Consider the following 14,765-nt stretch of genomic DNA (forward strand, 5'->3'; position numbering starts at 1 on the left):
CTACCACATGGACTTAACACAGGAAATTGCCAATCTTGGCCCCTGGTTTCATAACCTGCACCTTCCAGACGGCACCCAAACTGCCCCTAACCATACACTAGGTGATTTTCCTGCCTTCAAATGGCAACAGATAGAAAGTTACATTCCGCAGGATCTAAGTGGCTGGCGCGTGCTGGACGTGGGGTGCAACGCCGGTTTCTATACCGTGGAGCTGGCCAAGCGGGGCGCTACCGTGTTGGGCATTGACGTAGACCCACATTACCTGAAGCAGGCCCAGTGGGTGGCTCAGCAATTCGGGCTGGAAGACAAAGTGGAGTTCCGGCAGATACAGGTCTACGATGTGGCGCACCTACAGGAGAAGTTTGACCTGATCTGGTACATGGGCGTGCTCTACCACCTGCGTTACCCGCTGCTGTCGCTAGACATCCTGTCACAGAAAGTGACGCGCCTCCTGGTGTTCCAGACCCTGACCATGCCCGGTGAAGAAGTAACCCAGCTACCCGAAGACATTCATTTTCACGGCCGCGAGATCATGCTGGAGAACGGCTACCCTAAGATGGCGTTTATTGAAAACAAACTGGCCGGCGATGTCACCAATTGGTGGGCCCCCAACCATGCCTGTATTGAAGCCATGCTGCGCTCCTGCGGTCTTAAGGTAACCCAGAAACCCGGCCATGAAGTCTATCTCTGCGAGCCAGACCCCAGCAATCTAAGCAACCACCACCTTTGGAACAAGTCAGAGTTATTGTCTGCCACCGGTCAGGCCTGGCAAGAAGCCGTGGCGGCCAAAGTAAGTGATAAAAACCGGACCCTTACCCAGTAAGCCTTAGAGGCAGGGCAGGAGAGAAATCACTTCTCCTGCCCTGCCTTCCCCTAAAAAAGATGCTGCCGTTTAGCGGCTGTTTTTTCAAAAACAGGCCAAAAACAGCATCTTTGCCGTACACTATTTTTACAACCATGTCCTCTCCCCGTCACTGGCGTTTAGTGCGCTCCAACATTGCCTTCAAACATAAGTGGTACACGCTGCGCCGCGATGAAGTAGAGCTGCCCAACGGACACCAGGTGGATGACTTCTTTGTGAGTGAGCGGCCAGACGGGGCTTTGGTATTCCCTATCACAGAGCAGAACGAAGTACTGTTTGTGCGCCAGTACAAGCATGCTGCCCAAAATGTATTTCTGGAATTACCGGCCGGCTCCTTTTTCCCAGACCAGGAACAAGCCAAAGATGCTGCCCAAAGAGAACTGCTGGAAGAAACGGGTGCCGTGCTTACCCAAGATCTTATTCCGCTGGGAGTACTGCATGACAACCCCGCCAAAGACACCAACCGGCTGCACCTGTTCCTGGCCCAGAACGTGCGGGTAGAGCAGGCACAGGTATTAGACATCACCGAAGACATTGAAGTGGTGCGTGTTCCTTTGGATCAGGTACTGCCTCGTGTACTGAACGGCGAGATTTGTGTGTCTGGCTCAGTGGCACTGTGCTTTCTGGCCTTGCGCCACCTGCAGAGCAACTAAGAGAATAAGACATAGGCAGGGAGAGTTGTTCTCTTGGAAAGAAAATGCTGCCAGACCTCAACCACGGCGCCAAAAGTAAGTATAGGAGAGGTAACTGCTAAACGGGCTTCCTCATCTTCCGTAGAAACCGCAGGCACTACCATTCCATTACTTTTAAATGCAACAGCGCAATGGCTGACGTGAACGCAGGGCAATACCCTGAGGAGATAAAGAAGAAAGAGAAATCTGACAAGTCCAGAAAAGGCGTGGAAACCATGTTCAGGATCACGGCGGCCAACCAGATGCGGCTCAGTGACATGGCAGACAACAAAGCCCACATTCTGCTTACCATCAATTCCATCATTGTTTCTATTCTGCTTTCTGTGCTGTTCCGGAAACTGGACTCAGAACCCAAGTTACTGGTCCCCAGCATTCTGTTTCTGTTCACTTCTCTGAGCACCATGGTACTGGCCATTCTGGTGACCATGCCGCGCATCAAGAAGAACCCACCAGTTCGCAAAGACCCCGCCGCCGAGAAGCTCAACCTTATGTTTTTCGGAGACTATCATAGCATGACGCTACTGGAATATGAAGCCGGTATCACAGAACTGATGTCTGACTCTAAGACCTTGTATGGGAGCATGATCAAAGACAATTACCACCTGGGCCTGGTGCTGCAGAAAAAATACACCAGCCTTCGGTTTGCCTACATGTTCTTCATGGTAGGCTTTATCATCTCCGTTATTTCCTTCGTGATTACGCAGCTCTTCTTTTAGACCCTACTTTCTTATTCAAAAAAGCATTGGCACGCCAGTACCTGAACGGGGCGTTCAAGTATGGGCGTGCCTAATTGTTTGCGGAATGGTGAAAAATACCCATTATGTGCCTTTCCTGATTTACAGTATTAATTCATCATCCACGCCCGCATACTTTACGTTTAGGCTTGCAGGACAACCACTACCTGCCGGGTTCATGAACAAGATCTATAAGAGGCTCAACCAGCTCTACCTTTCCCTTACCGGCAGCATTGCTCTTTGGCCTTCAGTTATTGCTTTAGGGTTTCTGTCTCTGGGCTTCTTCGCGCTTTATTTTGAGCGCACCGCATGGGGTATTTACCTGGAGAGGCACTTCCTTTCCCAGTTAAACAGCGAGCCGGAGAATGCCCGTATTGTCTTAACCACCATTGCCTCTGGCACCATCACATTAATGGTATTCAGTTTTTCAATGGTGATGATTGTGTTAAGCCAAGCCACCTCAAACCTCACCCCCAGGGTAGTGCCTGGTCTTATCTCAGATAAAATGAACCAGGTAGTGCTGGGGGTGAATATAGGAACCATTCTGTACACCCTCATTCTTCTCCTGAGCTTCAAACCGGGCGAAGATAACGCCAGCGTACCCATGATAGGTATTCTGCTGGGAGTATTGTTCTCCATTTCATGCGTGGGCCTCTTTGTCTATTTTATCCATTCCATTTCCCGCGCTATAAAGCCAGATACTATTCTTACCCGTATTTACGGCATTACCCTGGCGGCCTTGGAGAAGGAAACCAAAGCCACTCAGGAAAATGAGGCTCTAAAACACTTCAAAGGCTCAGAGAGCTGGTTTGATGTGCAAAGCAAAGAAGGAGGCTATCTGCGCCTGCTAGAACTGGAAAGCCTGAGCAAACTGGCGCAGAGAGAAGACCTTATTTTTGAGGTGGTGGTAACAATTGGGAAATTCATTGTGCCCGGTTTTCCGTTTTTACGCTCGAACCGCGATATACAGGACCAAGAGGCACTGCTGGACGAAATACAGGATTGTTTTGTGTTCTCTTTGGAGGAAGTGGTAAGTTCTGACTTTGAAAACGGACTTCGGCAAATAAGCGAGGTAGGGATAAAAGCCTTGAGTCCCGGCATTAATGATCCTGGCACCGCCATGGGTGCTCTTGACTTCCTTACCTTGCTCCTTATCCAGCGCATGAAGAGCATTACGCCTAGCTGTCTCTTAGACGAAAAACAGGAACTGCGAATCATCAAGCGCCCTACTCCCCTTGCGAAATTGCTCTACCAGTTCCTCACACCCATTCGGACCTATGGCAAAGGAGACGTGATGGTAGTGCGTAAGTTGCTCATGAGCCTTCAATACATGTTATATGCAGATCAGCTTCAGAAAGCACACACCAACAGCTTACTGCAGCAGGTCCAGGTAATCAGAGATGATGCACACAGCACCGTTCAGAATCCAGCTGATAGGGCAGAAATAAACCATGTCCTCTCCGCCATCAATGCCTTGATTCCAGATCAGGCCAGTGGTATTACGCTTTTAACATAATTCCTTTCTCCATTTACCATGTCTTTCTCGCTCCCCTGGGTGCAAGTGGCCCCCAATGCTCCTTATTTCATGACCGAAGATGGTCTGCCCTGGACACCTGTTGGGCAGAATGACGCCATTACCTGGCCCGAGCTGGAGGGCTTGTTCCGAAGGAAAAACCTGGCTGCCGTAGAAGAATACCTGGCGTACCTTTCCCAGCATGGGGTTACTTGCCTGCGCCTCATGCTGGAGTATGCCCAGGTGGAGAATAGGTATTTTGAGAAACCAGTAGGAAAGTTTCAGCCTAACATGGTACGGCTCTGGGATGACCTCTTCGCCCTCTGCGCCAAACATGGGCTGCGCATCCTACTCACGCCCTTTGACACGTTCTGGATGTGGATACGCTGGAAACACCACCCCTACAACAAGAACCTGGGGGGTCCCTGTGCCGCGCGCGGCCAGTGGCTTCTCTGCCCAGACACCATGGCCGCCATTAAAGCGAGGCTCAGCTTTGTGGTAGAACGTTGGGGTGGCAGCGGCGTACTCTTTGCCTGGGACCTCTGGAACGAGATGCACCCCGCCCACATGGGCAACAGCTCGGTGCGTTTCTCTGAAGTGGCCACTGAGTTAAGCCAGCACGTGCGTGAATTGGAACTACGCTTGTACGGGCGTTCCCATCCGCAGACGGTGTCTATCTTCGGGCCCATCCTGCACACGCACCCAGACGTGGCCGACACCATTTTCCGGCATCCGTCGCTGGATTTTGCCAGTACGCACTTCTATGATGCCACCACCATTGATTATCCTAAAAACACCATTGACTCGGCCATAAAAGTGGGGGAACTGGTACGGGAAGCACTGGAACACGCCCCCCAGAACCGTCCTTTCTTTGACAGTGAGCATGGCCCCATCCATCTGTTCAAAGACCGAAAGCACACCTTGGCCCCAGCGTTTGACGATGAATATTTCAGGCACATCCAGTGGGCGCACCTGGCCTCCGGCGGGGCCGGCGGTGGTATGCGATGGCCTAACCGTCACCCGCACACCTTAACGTCCGGCATGCGGATGGCCCAAAAGAACATGGCAGGCTTTCTGGAATTGATTCACTGGCCCAACTTTCGGCGTAAAAACCTGAACTATGAAATAAAAGTCTCTGAACCGGCTTTCGCGGTTTTCGGCTCCGCCGATGACCAGCAGGCTGTGGTGTGGCTCTTACGCACCGATGCGCTTTACCAGCGGAAACGGCTCATGAACCCTGCTGCCTCGCCGCTCTGGGTAGAGGTACAGATTCCCGGCCTGGCGGCAGGACGCTACCGCGTGACCACCTGGAACACATTGCTAGGGAATCAGCAGGAACAGTTTGAAACTCAAGCAACCGAGGCAATCTGCCGCTTTACGGTAAAAGAAGTAACAACAGACCTGGCCATGGCCGTGAGCAAGCTCCCTTGAGGCGTAGGTGGTTGAACGCTTGGCGGTGAAACTTGAAGAAGGAAAGGTTACAGAAAAGCATGGACCAACTCCTCCCATTCGGCCTGCAAAGAAACAGAAGGTCTGGTTTTACCGGCGCGCCTGTACCAGTAATCTGCATTCCAGAGGTCGCCTTCTTTGCGGTGCAGGTAAGCGTGAATCCAGGCGGCGTTTGTATCTGGCAAATCCTGAATAAGTTCATGGGCTTTCTCCCATTGCCCCCGGGCCTCCTGCCACAAAGCCTGCAGATAAACCGAAGCCTCCTGAGGAAGTGTCTGCTTGTTAATGCTCTTTTGAAAAGCGGCAAAATCCATAACCCATATACGCTGAAGAACGGCAAAACTGTTTTGGGGCTGTTTTCAGAAAAACGGCTCCTAAACGCAATAGAGGCTTTAAAAAAGAAGGTAGCTGCAATGAACCTTCCTTTTACAAATATTACTATTCTTCCTTTTCCCCTTCCTGAAACCAGCTGGCGTACATCACGTAATTGTCGGCGGTTTTGGCCATTCCGGCGATTTGTTCTGGTGTGAGGGCTTTTACTTTCTTGGCAGGCACACCCGCGTAGATGTGGCCGCTCTCGCAGACGGTATTTTCCAGCACCACCGCCCCGGCCGCCACAATGCAATGCTGTTGCACCACCGCGTTGTCCATGACAATGGCACCCATGCCAATGAGCACGTTGTCTTCTACGGTGCAGCCGTGTACCAGCGCGTTGTGCCCAATGCTCACATTACTGCCAATGGTGGTGGGTGCTTTCTGGTACGTGCAGTGAATGACCGCCCCATCCTGAATATTGGTCTTGTTCCCGATGCGGATGCGGTGCACATCTCCCCTGATCACGGCATTGAACCACACAGTACACTGGTCGCCCAGCACCACATCACCCACAATGGTAGCATTGGGCGCCACAAAACAATCTTGGCCAATGGTGGGGTGAATACCTTTCACAGGAAGTAATAGCGCCATAGTTTTTTAATTAGGAATTAGGAATGAACCAAAGATAGGAAGTGTGGCGGAAAAGCTGTCTTTGCCGGGTTCCTGTTTCGGGCCTGTTTTTCTGAAAACAGGCCCGAAACAGGAAAGGATTCCTCCCCTCCTTCCGGATAGAAACCCCTTAAAGTTAAGTGAATGAAATCTGAAGTTCTGTTTTCGGCTTGATTTCAGAAAAACACCCTCTAAATGCAAACTTCGCCTTTTGAATTTGAGCTACGTGATACTTGATATGCGCTACCTGATACGACCTCAAGACAGCATCTTCTTCCAGGTGCCTTTGCGGAGGTTGTATTTGAGGGTGCTGGGCAGGGCTTTCCACCAGTAAGAATTTAGCTCCACCGCAAAACTGGGTTGCATGTAGCAGTTGATGGTGCAGCCTTCGCAGGCGGGCAGGCGGCCTTCCAAGGCAATGAGTTGTTTTACTTCTTCAGATTTGTACAGCGCGTACAGCTTTCCGTTAATCGGGAATTTCTGTGCGCCCAAGTGGTAACAAGGTAGCACCAACTCATTCTCCGGGGATATCACCAGAGTGGTGCTGGCGGCTTTGCAGACCGGATTGTTTATGTGGTTGCCGCCGTCTTTCCGCAGCTGAATGAAAGCTTCGTTTAGGTACACCAATTTCTGTTTGCTGAACTTGACAAGATAATCCAGTTCTTCCGCTGAAAGCTGCTCGCCGGTCTCCACCTGGTTGTACTCAAAGGCAGGGTTCAGAAGCAGCATCAGGTTGTTGGGCACACAGATCTCCTCATACACCCGCTCTATCTGGGACAGGTTGTGTTTGAAAACGGTGAAGAGGATATCGGGGCGCTCGCCTAGGCTTTTGGCCACTTCTATAGACTGCAGCACAAAATCAAAGCAGGCCACACCCCGGCCGGTGTCATGCTCAGTTTTATCGGCGGAGTCCAGCGAGAAGTGCAGCATGTCTACCTTGCCCTTCAGCCGCTCGGCCCACTTGGGGTACAACAGTCCGTTGGTGGTGAGGGTGGTGATGAAGCCCAATTCCTGCGCCACTTCCAGAAACTGGTCTATCTGCCGGTGCAGCAGGGGTTCGCCGCCCGTAAAGTCAATCACATTCACGCCCAGCTTGCGCAAATCCGTGAGGTTCTGCCGCACGTCTTCCAGCTGAATATACGGCGATGGCTTCTCCCAAATGTCACAGAACGAGCATTTTGCGTTGCAGCGGTACGTCACGTAGTAATTGGCCAGAACGGGATGATGGATTAAGCGCATGCGAATTTTCTAAACGGAATGCCTCGGCTCCTGCAAGGTACGCATTGCTTACGGAATTAAGGCGAAGCGGATGGTACACCTGTTATAATAGCGCACCTGTTTTTAGCCTGTTTTCAGAAAAATAGCCCCTAAATGCCTTCAACAGTTAAAACCAGCAGGAGCTTCTGCGTCCCCCATTGAAGGGGGTAGGGGGATGATAAAGACGGTTGAACAACTATCAGCTTCAACTAAGGGGAATAGAAAAAATGATCCTCGGGAATGTTTAACTCTGCACGAGTAGTCATCCCCCTACCCCCTTCAAAGGGGGACGGAATGCGTGAAATCTGTTTTCCGTTTTAAACCTATTTTTAAAACACCAGCCTAAAAACGCATTAGCAGAATATCCCCTCTCCGAAGCAAGGCGTTTAGGGGCTGATTTCGGAAAAACAGCCCCTAAACGGTAACTTAAAACTCCAGCACAAACCCAATGGTAGGCAAAAACGTCACGTCATCCTCGTCCAAAATCAATGGAATGGCGTTGCTGCCGTTGGGTTGCAGCGGCTGGCCGTCTGTAGTGGCGAAACCGGTGTTATCTGCGGTGCGCTTGAACGTGTACTGCGGTAAGGACGGACCTTTGAACCGGAAGATGTTCTGGATGTCTACATACAGGTCCAGGGTGGTGCGTTTGTAGTTCCATTTCTTGTCCAGGCGTACGTCCAGCTGCTGGAAGGAGCGCAGCCGAAGCGTGTTCAGGCGGTCATAGTCCAGCAGACCGGTGCCCAGCGAGGCGTAGTTCTGTTGCGAGGCCTCCAGGTCAAACGGCGTGTAGGGCGAGCCTCCGGCGAAGCGGTATTTCCCGCCCAGTTCCCAGTTTTTACCGAACTGCCAGCCCAGCAACGCCGACACCAGATGCCGGTTGTCCCACGCCGAGGCGATGTAGTTGTCATTATTCAGGCCGGTAAACTCACTGCGCACCAAGGTGTAGGAGAACAGCCCATACAGACCGCGGGTGAGCTTCTGCTGGAAAAAGAATTCGGCCCCGTAAGCCCGACCTTTGCCTAAGCTCGCCACGGCCTCGTTCCCAATCGCCCCGAACTCAATGCCCTGATTCGCCAGAGAAACGCCGTCACGCAAAGAAACCGGGTAATTGCCGTAGCGTTTGTAGAAACCTTCCACGGTGAGGCGGTTGGCAATGGACGGCAAAAACTCCACGCCGGCCACGTAGTGCGTGGACTTGATGTAGTCGCTGTTTTTATTGGCGTAGGCACCGGCGGCATCTTTGTAGCCCAGCACCGTGTAAATAGGCAGCCGGTAATACGTGCCCACCGAGGCGTTCAGTTTCCAGCGTTCGGCAAGGGCGTAAGAGGCAGACGCCCGCGGCGAAAGCGTCTCCAGTGGGTTGTTGCCATCGGTGGTGAACGAGTTCATATCGGAGCGCACGCCCAAGGAAAGGCTCAGCTTGTCCTGCCAAAAGCTCCTAGAGGCCTGCCCGTACACGCCGTAGCGGAAGAAATTTAAATCGGTGTCGAAATCCAGCACCACGCGGGGCTGCACCACGGCACCGTTCTGGTCCCGCACTTCCTGCCGTATCTGGCTGAAGAAGTCATTGGTATAGCCCACGTACTGGCCAATGGCACCGTACGAGAACTTCCAACTGCCCACAAACTTGTTCACGTCTACCCGCAGCTTGTTCTCCTTTTCCTGCGACCGCGCCTTGAGCACCCTCCTGGATTCATCCCCGTACTGCGCGTCCTCAAAGCGGTCCAGGCGGTTCTCAAACACGTTTCGGCTGAGAGACACTTGCACAAAACCGTTCTCCAAAGAGCGTTTCAAACTCGCCCCCACCGTGTAATTCCACTGGTTAATGAGCGGGTTAGACCGCAGCGCGTATTCTTTCTCCGGCGAAGACTCTTTGGGCACCGCGAAACTGAAATCGTCAATAGCGCCAATACCCAAGGCCGTGAGGGTGGTTTTAGAATCCAACTGGTGCGTGACCTTGTACTGGAAATCCCAGTAATTAGGCCTGATGGGTAAATCGATGGCTTTGAACAGCAACTGCAAATAAGAACGGCGCGCCGAAGCCAGGAACGTGGTCTTAGGCGCGAGCGGACCTTCCAGCGTAGCGGCCAACTCCGTCGCGCTCAGGCGCACGTTGCCCTGCAGGCGGTCGGGGTTGCCGTCACGCTGCCTAAACTGGAACACGCTGGAGAGGGCATTGTCATAGCGGGCATCAAAGGCGCTGGTGCTCAGGGTCACGTCCTCAATAAACGACACGTTCAAGATACCCTGCGGACCGCCGCTGCTGCCCTGCGTGGAGAAGTGGTTGATGACCGGAATCTCAATTCCATCCAGGAAAAAGACGTTCTCGCCGGGCCCGCCGCCCCTGATCACGATGTCGTTTCTAAAACCGGCTCCCGTGCTGCCCGCCCCGGCCACGCCCGGCAACGTCTGAATTACGCGGGAAATATCAAAATTCCCGCCGGGGTTGCTCTTGATTTCCTCGCTGCTCAGACTTTGAATGGATAAAGGGGTTTCAATGGAAGCCGCCCTGATGGAACGGTCTACGGTAATGTTCACTTCCTGCAACCGGTTCTGGCTGGGCGTAAGCTCCAGGTTCAGGGTGAGGGCGTTGCCCGAAGTCACCGGCACATTATACCGGGTCACCGGCTCGTAACCCAGAAAAGAAGCCCTGATGTTGTAACTGCCGGTGGGCACATTCTCCAGCCGGTAACGGCCCTGCGCGTCGGTAGCGGCGGCAATGGTGGTAGCCTCCAGCGCCACAGTAGCGCCAATGACCGGTTCCTGGGTATTTCTATCGCGCACTACACCCGTGATTCTACCCGTGCTCTGGGCCTGCACCTGAAATGACACGAAGAAAAGCAGTGTGTAGAAAAGCGTATAAAATTTAGCCATGTTACGGTAAAGAAAGGTCTTGACGTTTCAGGATGCAAACCAGCAACGCCTGGTTTTGTTTTACGAGGAAGAATGATTGCCGTTTTTGGCGTTAATTCTGAAAAGGACGCCAAAAACGGCTGCCCTTATGCTCATATCTGCTCTGCTGATGTAGAACCCACCCCTACCCCTCCCAGGAGGGGAATCCTGCACGAGTAATGTATAACGACCTTCTTCTTCATCCTACATCTAGAGGCGTTTTTACCGCATTCATTTCAAAGCGCATTACAGGAGAACTCCCCTCCTGGGAGGGGGTGGGGTGGGTTTGCGCGCATTCAATTAGCACCATGACAGCTACCTCTATAATGCGGCTCCCAAGGCAACTCCTGTTTTAGGTCTGTTTTCGCAAAAACGGCCGCTAAACGGAATTCATTGGTCAATCCCCTTGCTGCGTACCTCGGCATAATAATTACACAGGTTCTGCAGCACGCACACTTCGCACTTGGGGGCGCGCCAGGTGCAGATTTTCTGACCGTGTTTGAGCATATGGCGGTGCAGGTTGTAGAGCACCAGCGCGTCTTTGGGCAGCAGGTCCAGCAGAATCTGGTGGGCTTTCTCATGAGTGACTTTGGCCCCAATGAGCCCCACCCGCTGACTAATGCGGTGCACGTGCGTGTCTACCGGAAACACCGGTTTATGGAAGTTGAACAGCAGCACCAGCGTGGCAGTCTTCAGCCCCACCCCGGGCAGCGCCATGAGCCAGTCCATGGCTGTCTCCACCTCCATCTCCCGCAAAAAATCAAGATTGTAATCTGGGTGGTCGACCTGAATAATTTTTAAAGCTTTCTGGATGTTGAGCGCCTTGGCACCGGGGAACTCGGCCGGGGCCAGAGCTTCAGTCAGTTCGTCTACGGGGGCATTGATCACTTCTTCCCAGGTGGGGAACTTCTCCAGCATCTGGAAATACGCCTTCTCCTCGTTGGCGTGGGTGGTGCGGTGCGAGAGCATGGTGGAAATGAGCTCGCGCATGGGGTCGCGGCGCGGATGGCCCGAGAGATGACCGAAAACTTCATTTAACCGTATATGAACTTGCCATATTTTTTCTGCCGGAGGAAGTTGCTGCTGAGCGTCAGCCATAGTCTGTGATTTTTCCTCTAAACGCGCCCCCCTTGGTAAAGTTTACGCAAGAACGCTGTTTCAATCTTCGTGCATTAAGAATGGTTATAAGCCTTACCCCATTGCTATGAAATTCACCTTTTTAGGGACTGGCGGAGCCTTTGACGTAGCCTACGGCAACTCTGCTGCATTAGTAGAATTCAAGGGCCACACCCTGCTGCTGGACTGTGGCTTTACCGTTTACCCTACCCTGCGGGAGCACCAGCTTACCCGCGGCATAGATTACATCCTGCTCACGCACCTGCACAATGACCACACCGGCAGCCTGGCCAACGTGCTGCTGCATTGCCACTACTTCAACCCCAACTGCCGGCCCACCATTCTGTACCCCGACGATGATTTCCGGGATGAACTGTACGAGTTTCTGCGGCTCCAGCTCCAGAAGCCCGAAAAATACGCTGAGTTCATGCCGCTCTCTGAGCTACCCGGCATTACTGCCCTAGATACGTATGGCCTACACGCCGAACGTCTGCAAACCTACGCCTACATTTTTGAGGACCACGGAGAACGACTGGTTTACTCCGGCGACATTGGCCAACCCGAGGCGCTCTTCGCTTACCTGCGCGGCATGCCGCCCAAAGCCACCACAGTATTCCATGACATCACGTTCTCCGAGCAGAATACAGCCCACACCTACTATAAAAAGTTGATTCCGCTGGCCCAGGATTACCACATTTATGGCTACCACTGTGACCCAACCAAAAGCCCTACAGACAACCCGTTCCCGTTGGTGTACCACCAGCCGGAACTCATGCTGTCTTCGCTGTTGCAGGAGGCCATGCATTAAATCCATATTTTGAACCGGCATCCTTTAGACAGGCAGTGCCTCCCTCATAGGGAGCAGGAGGCCTTTTCCCTTGCCAAGCCCTTAAGACCTACCCGTGTATGGCCTTTTCTTTCGCAACAGATAAAACCCATGAGCATTTCCGTCAAAACCCGCTTCTCATTGCCTATGCCGTAATTTTTACCGCTTTCTGGGCTTATACCGGTTTCCACACGCCAGACCTCAAGAACTGGTGGCTGGAGAACACGCTTACTTTCTCGGCGGTTATTCTGCTGGTGGTGTTTTACCGGTATTACCGGTTCTCAGATTTCAGCTACACCTGCATGTTCCTGTTCATGCTGCTGCACACCTACGGCAGCCAGTACACGTACGCAGAGAACCCCTTCGGCTTCTGGGTGCAGGACCAGCTCAACCTGGAGCGCAACCACTATGACCGGCTGGTGCATTTCAGCTTCGGGTTTCTGCTGGCGTACCCCATGCACGAGCTTTTCTGGCGCCTCACCAACATGCGGCCTTTCTTCAGTTATGTGCTGCCGGTAGACTTGACCGTAAGCCTGGGCGCGTTCTATGAACTGATGGAATGGTCTGTAGCCGATGTTTTCTTTCCCGCCCAGGGCATGGCCTACTTGGGCACACAAGGCGATGTCTGGGATGCGCAGAAAGATATTGCCATCGCCCTGCTGGGCGCCATTCTTACCATGCTGGCCGTGGGTCTCACCAGAAAAGAGAAACGCCCGCTTCCCGTTTAGAGGCTCTTTTTCTGAAAACAGGCTCTAAACGGAAAGCGGGCGCGCTGCACACACGGAGGCGGCAAGATTTAATCGTATTTCACTTTGATGTCATTGCCCTCAATCTTCACTTTGCCGCGGGCGGTTTCAATCTTGGTTTCCTCCGGTGAGATCTTGATCTTGGTGTCTCCGGAGACAAATTTCACTTCTTTGGTGGCCCGGCGGTAATAGTGCTGCCGCTTGAGCCAGTAGTTCTTCAGCTGCGGCAAATCCATTCTGGTAGAGCGGCGGGCATCCTGTGCCAATGCGCTCTGCAACTGCCGCTGCGTGGGCCGCACATATTTCTTTTTGGCGGGAGCCACTTTCTTGGCCGGGGCCGGAGCCGCGGCAATAGGGGAATTGTCTACTTCCTGTGCCTGGCTCTCTGCGCCAGCGCTAGTTCCAGCGGTTCCCGAGGCCTCGCTTCCGTCTAGAGGTTGCGCATAGTCCCCGTCGTTCTCGTCACTGCCATAGGCGGCTAATTGCGCGTCTGTGAGCACGGTGTCAAGTTCTAGGGTATCTGGGGTGAGCACAAGGGTATCTTCCACGGATGTCTCCGGTAAATCGGCAACGGCTTCTTTATCTTTCACGCGTTCGCAGCTGCCCAGGGCCATTCCCCCTATCATCAGCCCGAAGAGCATTCTTGTCATTTTCTGCATTTGGTAATACGGTTGATTCAGCTTCCCTAAACGCAGGCCACGCCCAGAGGTTGAATTCCGGTGCTTGTTTCCCGTGTGCCAGGCACGTTTTCCCTTGCAATTTCCTGCTAATACCACCGCGCGTTTAGGGGCTGTTTTTCCAGAATTAGAGCAAAACCAGCCTCAGTTTTCACAGCAGATTGAACATAAAAAAAGGCTAGCCTCACGGCTAGCCTTTTGGTGGAGAGAAGCTACTCTCTAATGCTTAAAGTTCACCACGCTCAGCGGCTTTCTTCAGTTCCTCGCTGGCGAAGATGGCTACCTCTACCCGGCGGTTCTGCTGACGTCCGGCGGCAGTGGAGTTGTCGGCCACCGGCTGGGTAGAACCGTAACCACGGGTCTGGATGCGGTTAGGCTCTACTCCTAAAGAGATGGCGTAATTGGCCACAGACTGGGCTCTGCGCTCAGAAAGGGGCTGGTTGATGGCGTCGTTACCGGTGTTATCGGCGTGGCCTTCCACCAGCACGTTGGTACCGGGGTATTTCTTCAGCGTCTCGGCCAGTTTCTGGATATCTGCTCTGGAAGAAGCCTGCAAATCTGCGGAGTTGGTGGCAAACAGAAGACCGGCGTCAAAAGTTACTTTGATCCCCTCGCCCACGCGCTCCACCTGGGCGTTCTTCATTTCACGCTCCAGCTCAGCGGCCTGCTTGTCCATCCGGCGACCGATCACCGCACCGGTGGCGCCTCCCACGGCTGCTCCAATGATAGCGCCGCGGGCAGTGTTACCAGTGGCTTTGCCAATGATACCGCCTAAAACCGCTCCACCGCCAGCTCCGAAGATACCGCCTTTGGCTGTTTTGCTCATTCCTTTTTTCTGGGTTGTATCGCTAGTGCTGGCCGTCTGGCTTGATTGGCAGGAAGAGAAAAGCAAGCTTCCGGCTAACATGGCTGTCAATGTTCCTTTTAGAAATTTCATAGTTGTGTTTTTTGGTTAAAGTGTGCTTAAAAGGTTTAGTAATTGGGGTTACATACTGATTTATACGCAAAATGTTCAGA

The 14,765-nt window shown here is 52.9% G+C and carries 14 protein-coding genes; 7 read left to right on the forward strand and 7 right to left on the reverse strand.

Annotation, left to right across the window (positions count from 1 at the left end):
- Positions 1-7 precede the first annotated feature (7 nt).
- The 5 genes from EFA69_RS09260 (at position 8) to EFA69_RS09280 (ending at position 5,232) form a co-directional block, all read left to right on the forward strand.
- A complete protein-coding gene (locus EFA69_RS09260) occupies positions 8-823 on the forward strand; it encodes a TIGR04290 family methyltransferase (protein WP_123132812.1) in 816 nt (271 codons plus the stop codon).
- A 134-nt stretch (positions 824-957) separates the two neighbouring features.
- Positions 958-1,515, forward strand: coding sequence for an NUDIX hydrolase (locus tag EFA69_RS09265; protein WP_123133435.1), 558 nt, complete (start codon positions 958-960; stop codon positions 1,513-1,515).
- Positions 1,516-1,685: 170 nt separating this feature from the next.
- On the forward strand, positions 1,686-2,270 hold the full coding sequence (locus EFA69_RS09270; protein ID WP_123132813.1) for a Pycsar system effector family protein: 585 nt from the start codon (positions 1,686-1,688) through the stop codon (positions 2,268-2,270).
- A 196-nt stretch (positions 2,271-2,466) separates the two neighbouring features.
- Positions 2,467-3,804 carry a DUF2254 domain-containing protein gene (locus EFA69_RS09275; protein ID WP_183906731.1) on the forward strand — a complete coding sequence of 446 codons (1,338 nt, stop codon included), beginning with the start codon at positions 2,467-2,469 and terminating at the stop codon, positions 3,802-3,804.
- An 18-nt stretch (positions 3,805-3,822) separates the two neighbouring features.
- Positions 3,823-5,232 carry a glycoside hydrolase 5 family protein gene (locus EFA69_RS09280; RefSeq protein WP_183906732.1) on the forward strand — a complete coding sequence of 470 codons (1,410 nt, stop codon included), beginning with the start codon at positions 3,823-3,825 and terminating at the stop codon, positions 5,230-5,232.
- 47 nt (positions 5,233-5,279) lie between these two features.
- On the opposite strand, the gene EFA69_RS09285 is transcribed toward EFA69_RS09280, so the two are convergent.
- The 5 genes from EFA69_RS09285 to EFA69_RS09305 all read right to left on the reverse strand — a co-directional run bounded on the left by EFA69_RS09285 (position 5,280) and on the right by EFA69_RS09305 (position 11,481).
- A complete protein-coding gene (locus tag EFA69_RS09285) occupies positions 5,280-5,564 on the reverse strand; it encodes a hypothetical protein (RefSeq protein ID WP_123132815.1) in 285 nt (94 codons plus the stop codon).
- A gap of 124 nt (positions 5,565-5,688) precedes the next feature.
- Complete coding sequence (locus EFA69_RS09290; protein WP_123132816.1) at positions 5,689-6,216, reverse strand: gamma carbonic anhydrase family protein; 528 nt, start codon at positions 6,214-6,216, stop codon at positions 5,689-5,691.
- 276 nt (positions 6,217-6,492) lie between these two features.
- Positions 6,493-7,473, reverse strand: coding sequence for a radical SAM protein (locus EFA69_RS09295; protein WP_123132817.1), 981 nt, complete (start codon positions 7,471-7,473; stop codon positions 6,493-6,495).
- A gap of 444 nt (positions 7,474-7,917) precedes the next feature.
- Positions 7,918-10,365, reverse strand: a complete 2,448-nt coding sequence (locus tag EFA69_RS09300; RefSeq protein WP_123132818.1) for a TonB-dependent receptor — start codon at positions 10,363-10,365, stop codon at positions 7,918-7,920.
- A 408-nt stretch (positions 10,366-10,773) separates the two neighbouring features.
- The gene (locus EFA69_RS09305; RefSeq protein ID WP_123132819.1) at positions 10,774-11,481 is read right to left on the reverse strand and encodes an endonuclease III domain-containing protein; all 708 of its coding nucleotides are present in this window, start codon (positions 11,479-11,481) and stop codon (positions 10,774-10,776) included.
- Between the two features lie 106 nt (positions 11,482-11,587).
- On the opposite strand from EFA69_RS09305, the gene EFA69_RS09310 reads away from it, so the two are divergent.
- Together EFA69_RS09310 and EFA69_RS09315 are read left to right on the forward strand one after the other, a co-directional pair.
- Positions 11,588-12,307 carry an MBL fold metallo-hydrolase gene (locus tag EFA69_RS09310; protein ID WP_123132820.1) on the forward strand — a complete coding sequence of 240 codons (720 nt, stop codon included), beginning with the start codon at positions 11,588-11,590 and terminating at the stop codon, positions 12,305-12,307.
- A 98-nt stretch (positions 12,308-12,405) separates the two neighbouring features.
- On the forward strand, positions 12,406-13,053 hold the full coding sequence (locus EFA69_RS09315; RefSeq protein WP_123132821.1) for a DUF2238 domain-containing protein: 648 nt from the start codon (positions 12,406-12,408) through the stop codon (positions 13,051-13,053).
- A 68-nt stretch (positions 13,054-13,121) separates the two neighbouring features.
- Here the strand turns inward: EFA69_RS09315 and EFA69_RS09320 are convergent, their stop codons facing one another.
- Positions 13,122-13,730: a hypothetical protein gene (locus EFA69_RS09320; protein WP_148041314.1), complete on the reverse strand. Its 609-nt coding sequence runs from the start codon at positions 13,728-13,730 to the stop codon at positions 13,122-13,124.
- Positions 13,731-13,974: 244 nt separating this feature from the next.
- Entirely contained in the window at positions 13,975-14,685 is a 711-nt protein-coding gene (locus tag EFA69_RS09325) for an OmpA family protein (protein WP_245964531.1), read from the reverse strand.
- Positions 14,686-14,765 lie beyond the last annotated feature (80 nt).

Source organism: Rufibacter immobilis (genome assembly GCF_003721565.1).
GTDB lineage: Bacteria > Bacteroidota > Bacteroidia > Cytophagales > Hymenobacteraceae > Nibribacter > Nibribacter immobilis.

Excerpts from the sequence above, each read along its gene's own strand:
- EFA69_RS09315 (WP_123132821.1), top strand. The coding sequence starts at position 12,406 with ATGGCCTTTTCTTTCGCAACAGATAAAACCCATGAGCATTTCCGTCAA.
- EFA69_RS09325 (WP_245964531.1), bottom strand. The coding sequence starts at position 14,685 with ATGAAATTTCTAAAAGGAACATTGACAGCCATGTTAGCCGGAAGCTTG.
- EFA69_RS09275 (WP_183906731.1), top strand. The coding sequence starts at position 2,467 with ATGAACAAGATCTATAAGAGGCTCAACCAGCTCTACCTTTCCCTTACC.
- EFA69_RS09295 (WP_123132817.1), bottom strand. The coding sequence starts at position 7,473 with ATGCGCTTAATCCATCATCCCGTTCTGGCCAATTACTACGTGACGTAC.
- EFA69_RS09270 (WP_123132813.1), top strand. The coding sequence starts at position 1,686 with ATGGCTGACGTGAACGCAGGGCAATACCCTGAGGAGATAAAGAAGAAA.
- EFA69_RS09300 (WP_123132818.1), bottom strand. The coding sequence starts at position 10,365 with ATGGCTAAATTTTATACGCTTTTCTACACACTGCTTTTCTTCGTGTCA.
- EFA69_RS09280 (WP_183906732.1), top strand. The coding sequence starts at position 3,823 with ATGTCTTTCTCGCTCCCCTGGGTGCAAGTGGCCCCCAATGCTCCTTAT.
- EFA69_RS09260 (WP_123132812.1), top strand. The coding sequence starts at position 8 with ATGGACTTAACACAGGAAATTGCCAATCTTGGCCCCTGGTTTCATAAC.
- EFA69_RS09285 (WP_123132815.1), bottom strand. The coding sequence starts at position 5,564 with ATGGATTTTGCCGCTTTTCAAAAGAGCATTAACAAGCAGACACTTCCT.
- EFA69_RS09310 (WP_123132820.1), top strand. The coding sequence starts at position 11,588 with ATGAAATTCACCTTTTTAGGGACTGGCGGAGCCTTTGACGTAGCCTAC.
- EFA69_RS09265 (WP_123133435.1), top strand. The coding sequence starts at position 958 with ATGTCCTCTCCCCGTCACTGGCGTTTAGTGCGCTCCAACATTGCCTTC.
- EFA69_RS09290 (WP_123132816.1), bottom strand. The coding sequence starts at position 6,216 with ATGGCGCTATTACTTCCTGTGAAAGGTATTCACCCCACCATTGGCCAA.
- EFA69_RS09305 (WP_123132819.1), bottom strand. The coding sequence starts at position 11,481 with ATGGCTGACGCTCAGCAGCAACTTCCTCCGGCAGAAAAAATATGGCAA.
- EFA69_RS09320 (WP_148041314.1), bottom strand. The coding sequence starts at position 13,730 with ATGCAGAAAATGACAAGAATGCTCTTCGGGCTGATGATAGGGGGAATG.